This is a genomic window from Blautia sp. NSJ-175, assembly GCF_022867815.1.
In the GTDB taxonomy this organism is placed as follows: domain Bacteria; phylum Bacillota; class Clostridia; order Lachnospirales; family Lachnospiraceae; genus Blautia; species Blautia celeris.
This window is the reverse complement of sequence record NZ_JALIFQ010000007.1, coordinates 1-22,385: the sequence shown is the minus strand read 5'-3', so window position 1 is coordinate 22,385 and position 22,385 is coordinate 1. Positions and strand designations below refer to the sequence as shown.

Below are 22,385 nucleotides of genomic sequence, written 5' to 3'. Positions count from 1 at the left end.
TCTAATAAAATTATCTTAATAACAATATTTTACTGTTTTGCGCAGGTTAATGCAAAAGAGCATCTGCCGGCTCAGTCGCCGCAGATGCTCTGTAAAAAATTCTTATTTTATTTTGTTATTTCTTATTCTGTCCGTCTTCTCTTGAGAAGACACACGATTCCTGCAAGGGAGAGCACAGCAACGCCTGCAAACGGAAGAATTGGTGTTTCATCTCCTGTTTTCACACTTTTGGCACCATTTCCGGAACCGGAACCGCTTCCTTTGCCTGAACTGCCTTTTCCTCCAGTGTTTCCGGGCGCCTTGGGACCGGAACCTGATTTTTTCTTCAGATTCTTCATGGCTTTTTCAAGTGCCTGCGCTTTTTTGTCTACATCACTCTGTGACGCGCCGTCAGCGTCCAGGATTGCCTTTGCCTCCTTTAATGCCTGGCTGAAGGTTTGAAAGCTTGCTGCTGTGTAATCTTCTTTTTCCAGCTTTTCCGCCTTTTGGATCAGGGCTTTGATGCGGCTCAGATCCAGGCTGCTTTCGTTGTTTACCTTCACAAGCTGATTCATTGCTGCCTGCAGGTCTTTACCTGCCTTGTCCACAGTCTCCTGGTCCGCTGCTTTGTCAGCCAGAACTTTCTGGGCGTTTACCAGTGCCAGGTCAAAGACTGCCCATGTATCTTCCGTATAGTCAGCTCTTGTAAAACCATTGGCTTTCTCCACAAGCTTTGCAAGTGCTGCCTTGTCTGCCTCCTGCTCCGGGTCTTCCGGATCTTTTTCCCTTAATACCAGGGCTGCCATGGCTGCATTCAGAAGAGCTGTCTGCTCCTCCACCTGCTCCGCAGTGGCGGCCTCATTCTCAAAGACTTCTTTTGCTGCCTTCCAGGCCCGGGCAAATCCTTCCCAGCTCTCTTTTGTATATTTGGATTCCTCTTTTTTCTCTGCCTCCTCAATCGCTGCTTTCAAAGCTTCTTTATTTACCACATCTGCATCTTTTTTCTCCAGGTTCTCCATAGCAGACCGCAGGGCATCTCTTGCGTTGTCGGCTTCCTCCTGTGTGATATCTTCTTTTTCCGCCGCAGCTTTGGCTGCTGTCAGAGCCTCTGCAAACAGATTCCAGGTTTCCTCTGTGTAAGCATCCTCTGTCTTCTTCTCAGCCCGGGCGATCATACTGTTAAGCTCTGTCAGATCTGCTTTTTCGGTCAGGCCTGATATGGCATCGTTCAGCTCTGCCAGTACAGCATTCACAAGTGCCTGGTCCGCATCTGTATCGGCATAAATATCTTTTGCCTTTTCATAGGCTTTTCGGAACGCTTCCCAGCTTGCTCCTGTGTAATCTGCCTGCTGTTTTCCTGCCGCCTCAGCCAGTGCTTCCTTCAGCAGTGTTTTATCCGCGTTTTCCTTGATTTCATCTGCGTACCGGCCCATTGCCTGCCATTCAAGGACTCCGGTTCCCCTTGACGGGTCTTCCTCACTGCCCTCCCGCAGAGCCGGTTTCATAATCATCCGGATGGAGGTTGTGGTAATCTTGTCAAATGTTATCGTGTTAAATGTATCCGCATCGCATCCCATACGATTTTCAGAAACAGGAAGCCATGTGCCCTCCTCACTGAGATACTCAATCTGTACGGATGCAGGAAGGAAATCCCCGTTTCCATTTTGGAAGAAGTATACACTGCTGCCTTCCAGAACCACCGGTTTCTCCCAGGTATAGGATACCCAGCCGTCTTGTATGCTGCCGTTCTCATCGTAGCGGTCTAACCAGTTGTGCCATGCACCGTTTGCTGTATCCGCAGAATTCTCGGGTACTGCACCGTCATTTAAAGCTGCAAGTCCGCCCAGATCGTATGGTCTGCCGTCCTGTCCGTCATAGCTGCATAATCCCTCTGCCGCCGCACAGGCCGCCATATTTCTGACCCCTGATTCAGTGCCGGCTTCTGTAAGGTTTTCCATGGCCTCCATAAGGCTGTCAAGAGCGTTGTCAACCTGCTCCTGATCCGTATATATATCATTCAGAACTTCTTTTGCATCTTTCAGCGCCCGGTCGAATATTTTCCAGGAATCCTCTGTATAATCTGTCTCCTGTTTCTCCTCTGCCGCCTCTACAGCTTTCCTGAGCGTATCTTTGTTTGGCAGTTCTTTTGCGTAAATGCCCATTACCTGCCATTCAAGGACTCCGGTTCCTCTGGAAGGATCTTCCTGATTCTCTTCCCTGAGGGCCGGTTCCATGTTCATACGAATCGCTGTGGTGGTGATTCTGTCAAATGTAGTGGTATTGAATCGGTCAGCTTCACAGCCAAGTCCCTCTGCACCTGTAACCGCGTTCCAAATGCCTTCCTCATCCAGATACTCAAACTGTACTGCTTTTGGAAGAAAATCTCCGCTTCCGTTCCTGAAATAATAAACGTTGGTGCTGTCAAGAACCACCGGTTCATCCCAGGTGTAGGATACCCATCCGTTAAGAATCTGGTTTTCACTGCCGTAACGGTCATGCCAGTTGTGCCATACAGGGCTGCTCTGGTCTGCAGAATTTTCGGGTACTGCGCCGTCATTGAGGGCTGCAAGGCCGCCCAGGTCACTGAGCCGTCCGTCCAATCCGTCATAATTGCACAGGCCGTCCGTCTTAGCTCCCAAGGCCAGATTACGGATACCCTCTCCGCCCTTTTCTTCCAGATTATTCTGTGCTTTTACCAGCCTGGAAAGGGCTAACTTCACTTCCTCACTGCTTACATCCGGATCGGCAAGGACAGCCTTAGCATCTGCCAGTGCCTTTTCAAAGGCTGTTTTTGTCTCCTGTGTATAAATCTCTGTTTCAATGCCTGAAGCCTCCTCCACAGCTTCTGTGAGAGCCGTCTTATCTGCTTTTGCTATGGTGCCGTATACCTTCCATTCCATCAGGCCAACACCATTTTTACCATTTTTATCTTCATCCTGTTTTACCATGGTCACCCGGAAAGCTTTCGTTGTCACAGGCTCAAAGGATGTAGTGTTGAAACCGTCAATTTCTGTTGGGTAAGCGGTCGGTTCTGTTACCTCATTCCAATTTCCTTCCTTGTCCAGATATTCATATTTATAAGATTCCGGAATATTAATACCACCGTTTGTGGTGGTGCTTCCGTCATACCAAAAATAAATATCACTTTCGTTTAATGTCACATCTGTATCCCATGTGTAAGTAACCGTTTCATATTCACTTTCATTGCCCCATGTACCGTATCTTGCGTACAATGACGGATCCGGATCCTGTGAACTTTCAGGTACAACTGCGTCATTTACCGCCGATAATTTTTCCCAGTCGGATATAAAGCTGGTTGACGGTGTTGCACTGTACGCCAGATTTGCATCCATTACAGGAAGGGTGATCATCACTCTCTCCAGTCTGGCTGCTGCCGCATCCACCTCATCCTGGGATGCTTCTGTATTGTCAAAGACAGCCTGCGCCTCCGCTATGGCTGTATTCAGGATTTCCTCAGCACCTTCCTCAAAAATATGGAGATTCAGGGCTTTGGCCTTATCCAGAGCTGCCTGCAGAAGTTTTTTATCTGCTGCGGATTCATCAGAGTAACCGTATACTTTCCATTCGATCACACCGCATCCCAGTGTCTTCGGGTTCATGATCATGCGGAATGCTGTGGTGGTCACAGGTGAAAAGACGGTTTTATTATACTGATTTAATTTTGTACCAAAGCCGTCCCCGTTCTCTACATCTCTCCAATTACCTTCACGGTCAAGATACTGGAAATTGACGGAGGCCGGCGCAAAGTTGCCGTCTGTAAAATAATAAGCATCCGTGCCTGTAATGGTAACCTCTGCGTTCCAGGTGTACTGTACCCAGGCTTCTCCTTTCTGGTCTCCCTGCCAGTTGTGCCATACACCGTGTGACTTGTCATTGGAGTTTGCAGGGTCAAATCCATCGTTTAAGCCTGCTACACCGCCCAGGTCATCCGGATTATCAAAAACAGCTGTGGGTACGGCCAGCAGAGCGATATTCTGTTCTTTTCCTTCCACTACCTGAACCATTGTGGAAACTTCCAGTTCCAGGGCATCAATTCTTCCTGAAACCTCAAATTCCCCTTTCTTTGCGTAGGAAGATTTGTCAATCTCATTCCATGTTACCTGTTCATATTGGCACAGACCGTTGGAATACTCCACCTTGGCTGTTTTCGGCATTTCAGGTGCTACGCCTACAGAGGTGATGACTGGTGATACCACAACCTCTGTCACGGTAACTGCCTCATCAGATCCATACGCCGCCTTGATTTCCTCTGCGCTCATGGCTTTTGACAGCATTTTAAAGTTATCATAGGTACCGTTCAGCCATGGAGTGCTTTCAGAATAAGAACGTCCCAGAAAGCTGCGCTGGGTGGTACCCAATCGGCTGAAATCAAATTCCGCATCCTCTATCTCTGCGTATGCTTCCCCGTTGATATACAGCACTGCCCTGTTGTCTTTCAGGGTGACTTCTATATTCTGCCATGCATCCGGGTTGAGGAGCACACCTGATTTTGCTGTTATGACCTCTTTTGTCTTCTGGTTTGTTATATTCAGCGACAGTTCGTTGGCGCTTTCGCAGGCAGCGTAGAACAAATTATCATCCATATCGCCGAATTCGAAAAGTCTCGTCCCGTTTGTCTGTTTGCCGTTCAGTTTTATATCCATGGATATGGTGGCCTCTTTGGTATATTTTGTAAGGCCGCTTTTCAGCTTCACGTATCCGCCGATCTCTCCATCCATGGAAACACCTCTGCCGTCTTTTCCTTCGGAAAATTCCACATTTGCTTTCAGTTCAGCATTGATACCTGAACCGCTGATATCTTTTACAGTTTTATTCTCTGTATCAACATTTGCCTCCTCAAAATCATAAGAAGCGATGGTTTCCGGAAGCTGCGGTATGCCTTCCACTGTAATCTTTACCGTATCACTGGCTGTATTGCTTCTGCCTTCTGCTGTAAGTTTCAGGGTGTATTCCCCCGCTTTGTCAAATTCCACTTTTGTGGAAACCGCTTTATCGTTTGCAAAAGTGACTTTTGCACCGGCTGGCGCCTCCTCTGCTGTCCATGTCACATCAGGGGTTCTGTGCAGCCATGCGGCATCTCTTGCCATACCGTGGAGAACCGTTTCTTCCTCCATGGTAACCCGGGTATCCTCCCCTGCATCCACAACAGGTGTTGTATCATTCAGAAGCTCCCCTGGCTGAATCCTGATCCCGGCGCTGTCACCTTCCGGAATAGGCAGAGCCACGGTCGTGGTCTGATTCTGAGCTTCAAAGCTTCCGGCTGTCTGACCGTTGACAAAAACCTGATAGGTACCTGCCGGAATACCGGTAATGTCCAGATTTGATTCATGTTCCTGTCCCGTCACATTTACGATATCCAAAGAAATACTGCTTCCGTCTTTGGAAACTACTGCGCTGCTGTACTGATCTCTGTACAGTTCCAGGGAAACCTGCTCATTGATCAGGTTCAGTCTGTGGTATACGCCATCGAGAGGCGTCACCTCATAGCTGCTGCCATTGTCAGAGACTTCACAGCCATATCCAAGAAGTCCGAATACCGGGTCTTCTGCCACATCAGAGGAAGCGATCCTGATTGCTCCAAACAGGGCCAGATCTGCCTCTCCTGACATCTGTCTCCATCCATTGTGGAGTTTTCCGCCTCCGGTTCCCAGTGCCGTATCATTTCCCATCTCTGCCTGATATGTCCAGGCAGCCGTGCCCACATTTTCCGCATCCGCGTCAATCTGGCCGGAGTTGATGACAGTGAAGTTAGCCAGTTTACCTGCATAGTTAATGCGCTGTGCAAGTCCTGCCTCCTCAGATGACATGCCGTTATCCTGCCTGCGCAGCCAGTCATCCATGCAGTATCCTGCCAGGGAGGCTGTATACTGGAAGTTGAACCAGTTTTCGCCGCAGATGGTAGTTGGATTTCCGTAATGGTACCAGATTGGCTGTACACCGCGGCAGGCCCTTGTCTTTTCGTTTACTTTTGCCATGACCTCCTCGTTTCCGAACATTTTTGCCATGGTATATACAGCTTCCTCACTGGTATTGTCATATGGGTATTCTGAAATGTACGGATATTTGTCATTGGCAAAGTTATTAAATTTTTTCTCCATGACAGATTCCAGGTTTTCTGCCTCTTCCTCATATCCTCTCTCTTTAAGAGCCTGGATAATAGATGGTGTAGTGGACTCTCCCATAAGTCCTGTATTCCAGTTGTATCCTACACTTCCTTCGTTATAGAGGGCATCCATAATATGATAACATCGGAGCAGATAGGTGTCCGCATCCTCTTTGTACTCGATCAGATCCGGGTACTGCTCTGCGATTTTATACATGGAAAAGTAAGTATTATAAATATGGGGGTATGCGAATCCTCTGTATGTCGGTGTACCGTTCGGTTCCGGCATCAGGAAATCGTGTATCAGGAAATCTTCCTGGTGTTCCTGCATCAGATTCTCCCAGATAGCTGTATCCAGATATTCGTCCAGGGCCTGTACCTGCTCTTCCACAGGATTATAGGAATTCATTTCCGCCAGATACTCTCCATGGACATATCCCCAGTCATCACCCCAGCCCCAGTATCCGTCAAAGGAACCGCGTTTTGACTTGCTGTCCATCATCCAGTCATCAAATACTTTATCCTGGATAGCTCCCGGCGCATCCCACTGTGTTTTCAGCAGAAAATCCGAGTGCAGATTCAGAGCGGACTGTAAATCATCCATCATATAGAACTGCAGCATGGTTGTCTTCTCTTTCCCGTTCTGTCTGTAGTTCACAATGATATCATTCTGTCCCAAATCTCCGAAAGCGATATTATAAATATGGTACTGCTCACCGTCAATCACTTTTGTCTCTGTAAACTCTGCATAGGTGTTATCCTCTGTCTTTTCGCAGGGCAGGTTATTGGATACCGTATTGGTGCCCCGGTGAAGGTTATTGGTATGAGGACAACGGAATTCAAAGGATATATCCTCTGACGGAACCTTTGTATGCAGATACATTTTTGCCGGCATATCCCTGGCGAATGTCATGCCCGGGACTGCCACTGCATCCATGATGCCCTCTTCATACAGGGTATCTTTCATCTCTTTTTCATCCGCCACACCTGTGAATTCAAACGCGTAGGTTTTGCTTTTTCCGGCTTCAAGCGTCATACTGGTACTGTCCATATAGCCCTTATTGCCTGATTTCTCATCTGCACTGACAGCATCTGCGTGAATATAAAATACATTCAGACCATTTGCCCAGTCAGCCTGATCCATACACCACTCTTTTTCTTCTGCTCTTCTCTGTCCCACCTGCCAGTGGTCCTGGTATTCAAATCCTGCACCTGTCTCCGTATCCGGAGTCATGAGCAGAAAATGCCCCTCACCGCTTGGTCTTGTGGCATACACATAGGAAGAATCTTTTCCCACAAAGCTGTGGTCCACAGTGCAGGTTTCGTATGCCTCTCCCTGGTTTACCCATATTTCATGGAATGCCAGAGGCACACCAAAGTCACCGAAAATAAGATCTGTGTCCGTGGTATTTTCTACGGTGATTTCCCAGCGAAGCTGGTCATCCGCCAGGGAATAGGTCTCCACCAGCCTGAAATCCCTGATGGCTCTCTCCCCTTCCGTTTTCGTGTTGTCGTAGGTTACAACAATCTTATTGTCCTTTAACTCCACGCTTCTTCCCGCATCAGAGGAATTTGTCAGCGCTTCTGTCCAGTTCTCCTCCCCGCTCTTCTTTGTCTTGAACATCAGGTCACCCATCCATTCATGGGCAGGCGTGTCCTGTTTTGGATTGTCATTGACGTTCATGACATAGTTGGTATCATATTCGTCTCCGACAATTTTCAAGGATGTAATTTCCCCGTACCTGCCGGTCTCTACATCAAAATATTCATTGCGGAGATGATATCCCTTATCTGTCTTCTCTGCGATGAATTCCCGGGCTGCTGCCTTTATCTCTATTGGGCCGAGATACGGCAGACAGGTTCCAAGAGTCATGGCTGCTGTCAGGGCTAAAGACAATCCTGAGAGTGCGTATTGATTCTTTTTCATCTTATTCTCCCTTTCTTTAAAACGTTTTACTAACTATGGAAGAATTATACTTTATAACAATACCTTGTACAACATTTTTTTCTTATTTTATATGGTTTTTGTGATAATTAGAAAATTTTATCGCCCTATTATTGTACATTTTATACAATTTTAATTCGTTTTACTTTGGCAATGGAAAACAGAAAAGGTACAAGTCTGCAATCATCAGGCTACTTGTACCTTTTATATTATTTTTCCTATTTACGCTACTATTTTGTCTAAATAACAATACAATTTAAGGAACTTTGTGTATGAAATTTTATATTTTAGTATAACGTTTTACTTATTTCACCTGTTTATATCACTGGATAGTACCGTGCTCTTCTGCAATTGGATAAAATATCGGCTGATGTCAGTGTGATATACCGGTTTTTTTGACTGTTGAATCGAGATATGATATTTTTGTTCTTTATAGATTTTATGAAACAGATGATAGTATTACTGAATCCTGCAAATGGAATTGCGGTATATTACCTGGCAGGGTATTTTATATTCCCTCTTTTCCGCCTCTCCTGCCTGATTTTCTAACTTCATGGTCAAAAGTTCTGCCGCTATATTTCCCATATAGCTCAATGGCAGTGCAACCGTAGACAGCGTTGGGTAAAACGCTTCACTAATTTCTCTGTTATCAAAACCAATAACTGATAAATCCGTTCCTATCTTCAAACCTTTTTCATTGACATAGTCATATACGCCGCCTGCCATAATGTCATTCATAGCGAAAATCGCAGTGACTCCCTGCTGGATCAACTGTTCCGCAGCTGTATAGCCGTCCGCACGATTCCACTCTCCACTTATTTCCCAACACGGATTGAATGGGATTCCGTTGTCTAAGAGAGCTTTCATAAATCCTCTCATTCGTTCCATTGTATGGTGGCTTTGATGATTTCCTGTGATGACTCCTATTTTTCTATGTCCCATGGAAATAAGTGTTTTTGCTGCCTCATATCCGCCCTGTTCATCATCATAAATAACCGAAGGTACCTCACTGCTGTCCACTTTTCCATATACTGCTACTGTTGGGACCGCTAACAGTTCCGGAAATTGTTTCATCACATGGTAATGGCCTTCCACATATATGATACCTTCCACTCTTTTCGCAAGCATCTCCTGCATTTCGCCCTGAACCAAGCTGCTGTATTCTTTATACGTATAGAAAGCGTTGCCGTATTTCTGATACATTCTCATGTTGCCCATAAGCAGAGCATAGCCCTTTTTTTCCAGACAGGCGCTTATGCCGTCCACAATGGCAGGAGTATGGAATATAGTCAGATCCTCTGCTATGATTCCGATTGTTTTGGTATTTTTTTGTTTCAGATTTTTTGCCATATAATTCGGCACGTAATTCATCTCTTTTGCTTTCTGCAAAACCAGTTCCTTTGTCTCCTGTCTGGCCTTTTCCTTGCCATTTAGTATATTAGAAACCGTTGAGATTGAGACGTTACATGCCTTTGCAATTTCCTTGATTGTTGCCATGTTCATCCTCCGACAGTTATATTCTCCCAAATCCAAGAATAAATCCTGCATAACAAAACAGCGCCAGCCCAACGACCAACGCTGTAGGTAAATTACCGGGTTACTGTGCCATTATTATAGTTAGATTTTTTGCTGGTGTCAATGGGTTTTGTCATGATGGTCAAGGGGATTTGCGTAATCGGGAGATTGGTTGTTTGTGAACAACTACGGTATCTCCAAATGCAGCGCTGATATAAATGGCTCTATTCTGCACTTGATTTGTAAAGAGTGGATTTTTCCTTTGTTGGGTATTTGGTTTTATTGCTGTTTCAGTTTACATCCTTCTTGCGGAGAGGGACGTTTCCCCGGCCGTATTCTTTGTCTGGGTGTCATATTTCAATCCACACCCTCCTCGCGGAGAGTGACCAAAAGTGGTATGCCAATTGCACGGCAGTACGCTTATTTCAATCCACACCCTCCTCGCAGAGAGTGACCAATGAGAATCGGTCTTGAAAAAGACTTCATACCAATTTCAATCCACACCCTCCTCGCGGAGAGTGACGTTTGTATCTGCAGGATATATTCATCTGCATACTGCATTTCAATCCACACCCTCCTCGCGGAGAGTGACCGCCAGCTCCCTGGGCGGAAAAACTGATACTGGAATTTCAATCCACACCCTCCTCGCGGAGAGTGACCCGACCTGGTAACCGGCAGCCTCCACAATATCAGCATTTCAATCCACACCCTCCTCGCGGAGAGTGACCGGAATTGGAAAAAGTTTGTAACGCACTTTCTATGATTTCAATCCACACCCTCCTCGCGGAGAGTGACGATACACATTTTGAGCAAGGAGAAATGCCAGTAATTTCAATCCACACCCTCCTCGCGGAGAGTGACAGCTTACAGGAACTTAATGGAAATAATCGGGATAATTTCAATCCACACCCTCCTCGCGGAGAGTGACTTATACACGCCTGGTGGTAGATCACCGTCCGCAATTTCAATCCACACCCTCCTCGCGGAGAGTGACTCAGGCCAAACTTGTAATACCATTTTACGACGGTATTTCAATCCACACCCTCCTCGCGGAGAGTGACAAAAATCACACTGCAGACAAGGACGGAGTTGCTATTTCAATCCACACCCTCCTCGCGGAGAGTGACGGTTCCTGTAAGTAAATAGCAAGCTTTTGCACCGGATTTCAATCCACACCCTCCTCGCGGAGAGTGACAGAGCGCTGGGCAGTAGGCCGTGAGGATATCCCGATTTCAATCCACACCCTCCTCGCGGAGAGTGACAGGTCCTGCATTGGACGCTGAACAACAAGAACGTATTTCAATCCACACCCTCCTCGCGGAGAGTGACTAACTATCCCAGTCCACAGGGATCTCCCTTTCCAAATTTCAATCCACACCCTCCTCGCGGAGAGTGACTGGATTGAGACAGAGCCAGTATTGAAGCCTGACGATTTCAATCCACACCCTCCTCGCGGAGAGTGACGATAATACCACGATAACAATAGACTTGGAAGAAGTATTTCAATCCACACCCTCCTCGCGGAGAGTGACATAATAACATCGTAGCCGCTGCATACATCAAGGATTTCAATCCACACCCTCCTCGCGGAGAGTGACAGCAAAATCTCCCAAAATACCAACATCGTTTTAGAACATCTTGCACAAATATTACACATATATAATTCCTTATTTTTTATTTTAACATAATTATCCTCCTTTTTCCATAAAAATATAGGTGCGAATCTCCCTGGAATTTTATGTCCACTTGGGATTCGCACCTATTGAAATTATATTTTCTTTTTAAAAAAGGGTACTTTCTCCTTCCTGATTTTCCCCGGCCCCCGCAGATGAACTTTTGTCATCTTCCGGGGGATAAAAGAACTGCGTTTTATGCTGTTCTGTTTTTGATTATGACCTTTTTCTTTTTCTCAAGATACTGAGTGTGCAGGCAAATATAGCGATCAGTGCAACGGCGCCCAAACCTGCAAACATGCCGATTGGTGTCTCATCCCCTGTTTTTGCAGAAGAGGTTCCTTTCTGGCTTCCACCGCCGGATGGTCTGCTTGGATTTTTGCCTTTGTCTTTATTGTTGTCAGTCGGCGGTTGGGGTTTTGGATTTGGTCCGGCTGTAACTTTTTCAAGCTGGTCCATTGCTGCCTGCAAAGCTGCCGTGGCTGCATCAATCTGTTCCTGTGTTGCGGTTTCACTTTCATAGATATTTGCCGCATCATCAAAGGCTTTCTGGAATTTTTTCCATGTTGTTCCTGTATAGTCATCTTTTTTCAGCTGTGAAGCTTCATCTATCAGGGCTTTTAATGCGGATTTATCTGTCTCTTCCTCTGTCTTTGCAGGATGTTTTTTAAGCTCTGCCATGGCTTCTGCCAGTGCAGTAATCTCTTTATTTACATCCTTCTGAGATGCATCTTTGTTATCATAAACAGCTTTTGCCTTGTTAAGTGATTCTTCAAAAGCCTTCCATGCTTCCTCTGTATAATCTTCTTTGTTCAGCTGTTCTGCCTGCTCGATCACTGCCTGCAGTCCGCCTTTATCCACTACGGTAACTTCCACCGGAGTAAGGCCATTATACGCCTCAGACAATGCCAGATCTGCTGTGTCTATTTCTTCCTCTGTAAGTCCTGGTTTATTCTGAAGTGCTTTTGCTGCTGCAAGAGCATTTTCATATATTGTCCAGCTTTCCTCTGTGTAACTTTCTGCAGAAGAAACATGGGATTCATAGCCTTCTATCATAACGGCAAGTTTCTCTTCCAGTGTTACAAGTTCAGCCTGAGCCTGGGTCAGTGCTGTCACTGCATTGTCAACATCGAGCTGTGTTGCCAGTTCACTGTCACGTACATCGATTGCATTTGTAAGTACATCTGCATATAATGCCCAGGATTTTGCTGTATACAATCCTGCCTCTTCTTCTGAAGGCGCATTTTCAATTGCCTCCGTAAGAACTGTTTTATCTACAACATGTTCAGGTTTTTGTTCCAAAGCATTTTTTGCCGCCTCAAGTGCAGCGATTGCATCGTTTACAGCCTGCTCATCATTTGAGCCTATCAATGCCTGCGCAACTTCCAATGCTGCCGCATAATCAGCCCAGCTCTCTTCCGTATAACTGTCTTTACTGCTCTCCGGAACTGCATTTGCGGCAATGCCTTTTTCCAGAACGGACTGGATCGTAACTAATTTTTCCTTGCCTGCGTAAAATGCTGCGCGCAGTGCTTCCACTGCTGCATCAATTTCATCTTTTAATGCAGCCTTATTGTCTGCCACTGTCTGGGCTTCTGCTCTGGCAGATTCTACTGCAGACAGATATTCTGCCCAGGACGCAGATGTATAAATGGAATTATCCATGGCATCTACTTCAGCGATAAGGTTATTCAGCGCATCTTTATTTGCAGTGCTTTCCAAATCTTCCAGGGCTTTTGCAAGAGCCTTTGTCACCTCATCAATGGCTTTCTGGTCAGCTTCTTCATTTCCGGAAGCTATTCTTGCTTCTTCCAAAATAATGGACAGCGCTTCCCAGGTTTCCTCTGAATAATTGTCCTTTTTCAATGCATCTGCGGCAGTGATCAGAGTATTCAATTTGTCTTTATTGACAGCAGCATCATTATGAGTTACACCAATCCAGCTGATTACAGGATCCGGATTTCCGGTCTTACTGATTGTAACTGTGACCTTTCCTTTGGTTTCTTCTGTCACTTCAAATGTCTGATTTACCTGAAGGTCTGTGCTCGTGTTATAAACGGTAAATGCTTTTTCTGCCAATAAATTATCACCGGAAGTAATCGTCATTTTTGAAGGTCTGCCTGTATTCCACCATTCCTGGAAACCAGCCGATACTGTATAAATACCAGGTTCCAGATTGAAGGCATATACAATATTCTTTCCGCCTGCAGCCCACCAGCCATTTGACAGGTAAGTATCACCGGCATGATGTCCCAGATCAAATTTATCTTTGTCAACTAAATTTGTAACACCGACATATCCGGCGCCGTTTTCTTCCGTATAGGCTTCGTCCGGTACTGCATTTTTCAGTCTTCCCAACAGATTTGCATTGACAGTGTCATAGTATTCTGATGTATCTGCTCCACTGTCGAAGAAGTAGATCAACTTGGGATTTACAATGCTGATCTCGTGTGTAAACTCTCTGTTTCCATCAGTCAAAATTCCTGTCACTGCGGCAACACCCAGTTTATTTTCATCAAGACTGCCGATATCCCATGTCACTTCTTTCTCAACGGAACCACTTCCGAAGTCTACCATAACAGTATCCGGCAGAACATCTGCAATCTCGGATACGGAACTGACAACTGTCGGAAGTTCACTGGTCACTTCAAAGCTGGCTTTATTCTCAAGTTCTTCCAGTGTCCAGTCTGCATAATTTTTCAGCTGAATCTGATTGCCCGGAAGGAATTCTACCGGCAGCCATACATATCTGGAATCACTTAAATCCCCGCCGGAATCCGGATTGAACCAACGGTCGCCCATGTAAATAAATTTGCCGTTTGCTGCATCCACAGGGAATACACAGGTACTCTGTGTATCAAAGGTAGTACCTTTGGTATCACCAACGCAGGGATCTCCCATAACGGTCCACGGTCCAAGAGGATGATCCGCTACTGCATACTGTGCTTTATTCGGACTCCATCCCGTACAGCCGGAGTTGATGATATAATATTTGTCTTTGTACTTAAACATAGCCGGAGCTTCTCTGGAAGCATCGATAAAGTTTCTTGTATAATCCGATGCTGTCAGTTCCTCTCCCTCTTTGCCTGTTCCTTCCACTGCATCCGCAGGGTCTGTGATCAGTCCTGTGTAATCTGCGTTTAATTTTGCGATATAAGTTGTCAGGTTTCCATCAGAAGAATAGATTACGTACGCCTGTCCGTCATCGTCCTTGAACAGATTCATATCACGCACGGCTCCGCCCACATTATCCCAACTGTGGTTTGCATCCGCGCTGTCATGCAGTTTGTATGTACCTAAAAGCTTAAATGGACCTGTCGGGCTGTCGCTGATGGCAACACCAGCTCTTGCTTTGCCGTAGTCTGCTGTGTTGGTCGGTGTACGTCCGTCTGCATGGAACCACATGACATATTTTCCTGTTGCGTCATTGTACAGAACTTTCGGACGCTCAATAACGGTTCTGTCCTCAGCCAGATTCCAGTAAACCTCTTCCAGTTTGCTGCTGTAATTCTTTGTATCATCCGGTGCCTGGTCTTTATAATCTCCGTACAGGCTGCTGAAATATTCGTCTGTCTCAAAGATAGAAAGATCGGCCTCATAGCCCTCTTCCTGGTCTTTGCCGTAATCCTCTTCGGATACCGGAATGCTCTTGAGAACGGCACCTTCATCTGTCCAGTTATACAAATCTGTAGAGGTATACAGATGAACACCTACTACCGGACGGTATCCATTTGTCTTATCTTCGCCGTACCAGTAATATTTTGTTTCTCCATCGATGGTGAACTGCTGAATCTGTCCGCCGTGTGCCTGTATTTTATTACCGTTGTTGTCAAAAAGCTGTGCTCCGTTCGTTCCTGTGATAGAGCTGTAGGTGAATACTTCTTTCAGCGCATTATATGCTTCTTCCAGTGCATTCAGCGCATTTTTAATGGCTTTCTGGTCTGTTGACTGCTCTTCGATCAATTTTCTTGCCTCTGTCACAGCAAGATCAAAGTCTTTTTTTGTCGCGTCAGAATAGCTGTGTCCATCCATTGATGCCTCATAGGAATTGATCTTAGCCTCAAGGCCCTCCACCGTATAAGCTGCAACTGCCTCTACCATAAGATAACTGAGAACCGGGTCTCCGTACTGGTTCGTACGTTTTGGGCTGTGAACCATCACATTCAGTTCTCCGTCATGAACCTCAACTTTATAGGATTTCTCAACTAACTGGCCTTTTGTGAGTTTCAGATCGCTCTCAACAGTTTCTCCTTCCAGCTTAATATCCACATTTCTGGTATCCCACGGATTTTTGAAACCGGCTGTTACAACATAATCATTATTGGATCTCTGAGGAACTTCAAATTTATATTTGAATCCACTGACATCTTTGATAAACGTTACGCCTGTGTCGGCCATATAGATATAACTGCTTGTGATATCCGCTGCACCGCTGCCGCCTTTAACGATCTTTGAATTTTCATCATTCGGCTCATATCCCCAGCTTAAGCCTGTTTCCGCATCTGCACTGTATTCCTGGTCAACATTTGACTGATATAAACCACGTCTGTAACCATCCGGAACGACAGAGGCATCAGAAGTTCCGCAGTTTACAAGATAGAGAACATAATCATTGGCTGCTATCTGTTCTTCCGTATAGCCTTCTCCTAATCCTGTAATGGCATCCTGAATCGCCGCTGCGCCTTCTTGGATCTGGTCCTGTGTTGTTGCAGATTTCAGCATCAGCTCTCTGCCTGCTGCTACTGCTGCATCCAGAACTGCCAGCTTTGCTGCCGGGTACTGGGCTCTGTCCACTTCACCCGCTGCTGCTATGGCATCCTGCAGTTCACTTAAATCCAGAACCTTTTGAATCTGGATGAAGGAAAGTACAGGATCGTTATTTTTCTGCTTTGCCACACAGAATGTTACATCCCCGGCATTTTCAATTGTAATATCTTGTGAGTATGTGTTCCACGGGTTGTTTCCATTCCAAGTGTTGGTTTTTCCAATCTCTACAGTTTTTCCGTCCTGTTCTGCAGTAATAACCATTTCTCGCTGTTGATTCCACCACTCCTTAAAGCCAAAATTAACTTTATAATTACCCGCTTCCAGCGGAATGGTATACTTAATTACCTGATCTTTATTCGCATACCAACCTGTATCATATTCATCCGTCACCGTTCCGTTATACTTACCATATTCATCCAGGTATCCCCATGAACCTTCTGTATACGCCTGATCTGCTGTTTCATTTAAAAGATCTGCATACTGGTCCATAGCTGCGTATTTTGGAGATTCCGGGCTGTTACAGTCAATGAAATAAATCATGTTTGGTGCCACAACCTGTACGTTAGCGGTTGCTGTCATTGTGGTGCCTTCCACGGTACCTGTAACTTTTGTATCTTTTGTCAGGTCAACGCCTTCCAGATCCCATGTAACTTTTTTCTCCAGCGTATTGTTTTTGTTTGTAACCACTTCTACCGTATCCGGCAGTTCTGCTGCAACGCCTTCCACAGTATATACATTTACATCATCAATCCTGACGATTTCTTCTGTACTGCTGTCATAAGTCACACCGTCCACAATATAAGTTGTGATGGAATTTGCCTTCAGTACTGCAGTAATACTCTTCTTTGCAGTGTCTGCCGCAATGGTATCTTCTGAAGACACATCAGCCCAGTTTTCACCGTCTTTTAATGTTCCGCTTGTACGTATAGCAGTCACATTGTCGCCCATGGTACTGAAGCTGGACAGGTCAAATTTCCATGTTTTGTCCTCTCCTGCTGTGTTCACTGCCACAACGACAACTTTTCCGCTTTCCGGATCATATGCTGCCAGTGTGTCATCGCTGGAACCGATAATTGTATATCCGGGACGAATATATCTGGATAACTGGCCATATGCATAATATTTCTTTGTAAGCAGTATTTCCTGATTGTCATGATCGCCGATGGCGATTCCCCAGTATCCGCTGTTCATGTTAACACGGTTATAGAGCTCTTCCAGACTGGCATAATCCGCATCGCTGCTTGTTTTTATCTCTTTATCCACATGCATATCAATGGCATTCCATAAAATCCATGCATTTGCTTTCAGTCCGTTTACATCTGTCATCATTTGTTTTGCCAGACCAAGGGCTGCGCTCATCTCTCCTGCATCTGTTCCTGCAGTATAGGCACCGTCAACCTCTGACATCCACAGATTCTTGTTTTCCTTCTCTGCCAGTTCTTTCAGCTCAGCACGTCTGGAACCGCCGTATGTATGTGTGTCGATTCTCTGGATGATTCCTTTTGCTTCATCAGAAAGAGCATTGTAGGAGGTAATGGCCGTATCAATACTTGTCTCATCTGTGCCGCAGATTATGATATTGATTTCCCGCTTCTCCAGCTCTTCATTCAGCATCTCAATAATCTTTGACTGGGATTCTCCCTGGTCAAAATGGCAGCCTTCCTGCTTATTGCTGTAAGCTCCCCAGTAACTTGTATACGGCTCATTCATAGGTGTTGTGCTCTGGAAGGTGATAACACCCTCCTTGTTCCAATGCTCGATCACATCAGCCATATAGACTGCAAATGCACGATAAGAGTCAGTCCTTAGATTATCCTTATTGGAATCTACTGCCCCTGAACTGCATCCGCTGTTTGTCATAAAATACGGCGGGGAATTGGAAAATGCCTCGGCTATGAAGTCTTCACCGCTGGCCTCAGCAGCTGCTTTCAAAATATTGATCTGATTTTCATCTGCTTTCCAGTTATAATTCCAGGCATAGCCGCAGCTTGCGTCGGATCTGTCGTAATTCTCTTCATACCATGCAAGCTCATGTTCACTTTCATTTATCTTTGTTACATCCGTTGCATATCCCGGAATTGCGGAATCAGAACGGGTGATATGCTCACTGTGAAGGAATTCTTCCCCTTCCGGCAGTTTGCCCTCCTCACCGGATTTGATGACTGCCATTTTTACAAAATCAAGTGTCCAGTCACTTTTACCGGCGATATTAATCGTATTGTCTCCTGCATTCAGCGCAACATCGGAGATTGTTACAAGAAACAGCATATTATTATTGCCTGAAGCAATGATATGGCTGTTAATGGTGTCTGCATCGACAAGATAATCCTTTTCATCATTAACACGTATTGCTACATCACGCTTATTGCTTCCGGTAAGAGTAAGGAGCAGTTTAACCGTATAATTTCCTGTTTCCTCGGCTTTAACGGTATAACGCAGATTGTCACCATCGCCTGGCTCGTCATCCAGTTTGTTTATCCAGCCAATCGACTGAAAGCTCCCAACCTCACTGCCTTTTGTAATACCGAAGTCCGCGTCAGATACTGTGTATTTCAGGCTTTTCATTGCTGTATTTGTTCCGACAGACATTTTTTTGCCTTTGTACTCTGGTTTGCATCCTTCTGTCTCCAGGTCGTAAAATTCTGCTTTTTCGTTTACCGGCACTTTTGTCGGCTCTCCTACCAGATCACCACCGCCCACATTGTAACGGCCAATGTTCATATCCAGGCCCTCATCACTGAAGAAAACCCTTGCCGCTTCCTCTGTCATCTTATCACTGTAGCCAAGGCGGTTTGCCCACCAGCAAAGTGATGTACCCCATCCCTCAAATTCACCAAGTCCATCCTCATTGGTGTCATGAAAGGTAGATGCCAGGCCCGGCTGAAGCTTGATCACTCTGTCGGCGTCCGCTGCAGAGACCAGTTGAAGTCCGCCTAACGGTATGGATGTCAGGCAAAGTGCTGCGGTAGTGGCTGCAGCAATCCCTCTTTTAAAACTTCTCATTCTCTTTCCTCCTTTTTTCCTTTTTGGTACACCCAGATATTTCCCGGGCTGCATGTCCTGCCGGTCATGCTGCCTACCATTTCTAATTATAAATAAAAAAACGGCTAAAATATATCACATATCTTAGCCAAAAGTCACATTTCTTATTTCATTTTCCATTTTTTCCTATTTCCGAATTTCCTTCTGTATTCATTGGGATTCATACCCACCACCTGCTGAAATGCCCTGGCAAAATGGCTTTGGGAGCAGAATCCAAGATAAAAGGCAATTTCCTGAATCCGGTAATCCGAATACTTTAAAAGATTTTCTCCCCTCCGCACTTTCTCTCTGCGGATGTAATTGGTGATGGTGATCTTTTCCTGAGAGCTGAAAAGATGGGACAGATAGTCTGCATTGATATCCATATGTTCCGCAATGTCGGCTACCTGAATGGGATCATGCAGATGACTGAATATGTAATCCTTTACCTGTCCGATCAGAGGATTTGTCTTTGTCTTCTGCTTCTCTCCTCCCTGTATGTTCTCTTCATCCACAAGCCTGGCATAGACAAACTGCGCCTCTCGCTTAAATGCCTCCACCTCAGGAACATTATCAATCTCCTCCACCTGCTGAATGAGGCTGTCTGCCAGGGAAAAGGATTTCTCCACGCTGATCCCTCCCCGGATGGCGGCTCTTGATGCCAGCGTGATATTGCCAACCGCCACATTTTTATGGGAACGGAGCGGATCTTTTGCAAGGACTCCGATCTCTCCCTCATAAGTCTCTGATATACTCTTTGTCAGAGCCTGAATATCGCCCTTTTCAATGCTGTCCAGTTCCCGCAGTTCCTGCTCATAAGGGTTATGCAGACCCGCGCTTTCCTGCCGTTCAAAAATATCCTGGGAGATGCGGTTCTGTAAATTCATGGTGGCTGTATAATTTTGCTGGTTTCTTTTCCACAGCCGGGCCGCCGACAGCTCTTCGCCGGTGAGATGCCAGTGCAGAAGCAGAACTCCGGAAACGAACTTGTCCAGAGGACAGACAGGAGGTATGTAACCGCTCTTCCTCCCCAGGTTATAGTATCTGCGGATTTGAATGAGAATTTCCTGGCTCAGAGGGCCGATCGTTACCGGACCGGCTATGATTACCGTTCCCTTTGACAGCCCTTTGGCAAATATTGCATAGACCAGGCTGCTCTCCGTAAAAATAACCGGGTGCTGTTCACTTTTTTGGGAAAATACTTTCTCCACAAATTCCGGATTTTTCTCGAAAATCAAAGTTTCTATGTCCCTGGCACCGAATTTCTGTATAATTTCTTTATCTGTACTAAATAAATGAAACGGAGTATGGATCAGATTTACCATATGCTCTAAAAAGTATGGCTGCAGCATTTTATAGTCCTGCCTTTCGTGATTCCTGTTCTCTTACTGACATGAAATAACTCCCCCGCATTTTCATACGGGGGAGCCTCTGCTTGGACACAATACGCTTTCGCGTACATTTATTCTATTTGTCATAGGGCAATCTCTTTCATTCTGTTTTGGGGCAAAGTTTCTATTCTCTTGATATTTTTCGATTAGCTCTGCCATCCTAGATTGTCCTTTGATATTTTCCTTGTTATGACTGATAACTATATTACAATTAACTGCTTAACTGCTGCCCTTGATAATTTGATAATATAACCGTCTACCGATTTACGCTTTCAGATTTACGCTTTTAAACTATCTGGACTTATTGAAGCCGTTCAAGAAATTTTTTGCTTGAATGTACATCATAGTCAGTTCCATTACGGACACGTTCTATGATTCGCTTCTGCCTATCAATCAGAGGTATTTCTTGCACCTCTAATCGCTGTCTAAGCCCACTTGCTACCATAAGCCTTTGCCATTGAGAATTATCAACTTTGTAATCTATATCTGTCCATTCTTCTTTTGGCTTCATAATACGGAAATTCTCAATGATGTATCTATAATATTTAGTAATTGGTACATCTTTGGGAATTTCTTCTCCTATGTGCTTAAAGTTCATTCTAAGATACCGTAAATGTTCAAATGAGCCTTTCTCGAATTGCTTTGTTTCTTTTTCCAATTCTTTCAATTCTGCTTCTGTCAGCTCTGTTATCTCTTTTCTAGTATCTACTATTTGTGCAGATAATCTTTCTTGCTCAGATAACATCTGAGCAGTTATCTTTGTATTATCTACCTTTTCGGCTTCATTTACTTTTATATTGCTTGTTTCCAAATTACATCACTCCAATCATATTTTTCTATAGATATTTTATATAGATTTTGTATATATAGATATTTTAATTGAAGTTGTGTTCCCACCACCCTCCCCTAGTCCAGTCTTGGGTGTTCTCAACCTGTAAGCAGTTCCTATTTCCATACGATTTCTCGTATAATAATAAGTGGAGGATTTTTTGATGCACCACCATCAAATTTCCTCTGCCTAAGAGTTGCTTACAGAAAGTTCTGTCTAGGTTAGTTCTGTCTAAGTTAGTTCAGCTCTCCCACCAGAGCTTTACTATATAACCCTATACAGAAGGGAAGTGTTCGTTATGGATATTAATTTCAATAAGTCTACCAACATTACTTGGAAGCCTGATAATACCTTAGAAGTCGCATCTTCTAATGGTCATGTTTCTAAGATTACTGGTGTATCCTTTGCAAATTATTTACTTGTAAAAGATAATCCAAAATTGTTAAAGCTTATTGAGAAACGTGCTGTTTCTCTGTAATGTTTTTAATCATTTTTCTCCCAAAAGAGAACTTGTAAAATTGTATAGTATTTACTTATTTGTTGTAGGAATGTTCTATGTCCAGTAGAATGTTCCTACCTCATAGGATATTTATACCCTTCAGGATGTTCCTATCTCTGTATGTTCCTATCTCTAAACAAATTCTCGTATACTAATAAGTGAGGGATTATTGATACCCTTTTCACCATCAATAATTTCCTCTAATTTGTTATGGAGGGAGGTGTCATTATGGATATTAATTCTATTTCTTGGGATTCAACTTTACTGAAAGTTCAATTCTCAAATGGAAAAGTAATGGTTTATGAAAATATTACTTTTTCTGAATATCAACAGTTGTTATCCTGTTTAACTGCTGCCGATAAACCATCAATTGAAGCTATGCTTAATGAGCTGGAAATATACCATGTTCATCATGTAGCTTAATTCTTGAAAGGGTTACTCTACTGCAATAGAGTAGCCTTTTCTTTTGTAGCGTGTCTGTTGTAGTTGCGTGTCTATATTAGACGGTCACATTATCAAATTATCAACGAATCATGAAAGCTTATCTCAGCCTATAATGAAAATAGGATACTGACTCCACTACTTTTTTCACTTCTCTTTTTGCCTTACAATAGTCTTAGGCAGGATTAAGTTTGATTGCAC

At 44.6% G+C, this 22,385-nt stretch carries 7 protein-coding genes and 1 CRISPR repeat array; of the genes, 2 read left to right on the top strand and 5 right to left on the bottom strand.

The window, feature by feature from the left end; genetic code table 11:
- Window positions 1-122: 122 nt before the first annotated feature.
- From MUB35_RS12495 to MUB35_RS12475, 5 genes are all read right to left on the bottom strand, one after another.
- Window positions 123-8,030, bottom strand: a complete 7,908-nt coding sequence (locus MUB35_RS12495; protein ID WP_244806315.1) for a DUF5695 domain-containing protein — start codon at window positions 8,028-8,030, stop codon at window positions 123-125.
- Window positions 8,031-8,507: 477 nt separating this feature from the next.
- Window positions 8,508-9,545 (bottom strand): LacI family DNA-binding transcriptional regulator, encoded by a 1,038-nt coding sequence (locus MUB35_RS12490; RefSeq protein ID WP_244806314.1) that lies wholly within the window; start codon window positions 9,543-9,545, stop codon window positions 8,508-8,510.
- A 372-nt stretch (window positions 9,546-9,917) separates the two neighbouring features.
- A CRISPR array of direct repeats spans window positions 9,918-11,161; the repeat unit is 33 nt; unit sequence ATTTCAATCCACACCCTCCTCGCGGAGAGTGAC.
- Between the two features lie 291 nt (window positions 11,162-11,452).
- Entirely contained in the window at window positions 11,453-19,006 is a 7,554-nt protein-coding gene (locus MUB35_RS12485) for a family 43 glycosylhydrolase (protein ID WP_244806313.1), read from the bottom strand.
- A gap of 143 nt (window positions 19,007-19,149) precedes the next feature.
- Complete coding sequence (locus MUB35_RS12480) at window positions 19,150-20,376, bottom strand: helix-turn-helix domain-containing protein (RefSeq protein ID WP_033139313.1); 1,227 nt, start codon at window positions 20,374-20,376, stop codon at window positions 19,150-19,152.
- Between the two features lie 340 nt (window positions 20,377-20,716).
- Window positions 20,717-21,226, bottom strand: a complete 510-nt coding sequence (locus tag MUB35_RS12475) for a cytochrome P450 (protein WP_244806312.1) — start codon at window positions 21,224-21,226, stop codon at window positions 20,717-20,719.
- Window positions 21,227-21,542: 316 nt separating this feature from the next.
- Between MUB35_RS12475 and MUB35_RS12470 the strand changes: the two genes are divergently transcribed.
- Both MUB35_RS12470 and MUB35_RS12465 read left to right on the top strand, forming a co-directional pair.
- A complete protein-coding gene (locus MUB35_RS12470) occupies window positions 21,543-21,722 on the top strand; it encodes a hypothetical protein (protein ID WP_154266383.1) in 180 nt (59 codons plus the stop codon).
- Window positions 21,723-21,971: 249 nt separating this feature from the next.
- Window positions 21,972-22,166: a KTSC domain-containing protein gene (locus MUB35_RS12465; protein WP_244806311.1), complete on the top strand. Its 195-nt coding sequence runs from the start codon at window positions 21,972-21,974 to the stop codon at window positions 22,164-22,166.
- The last annotated feature ends 219 nt before the right edge of the window (window positions 22,167-22,385 follow it).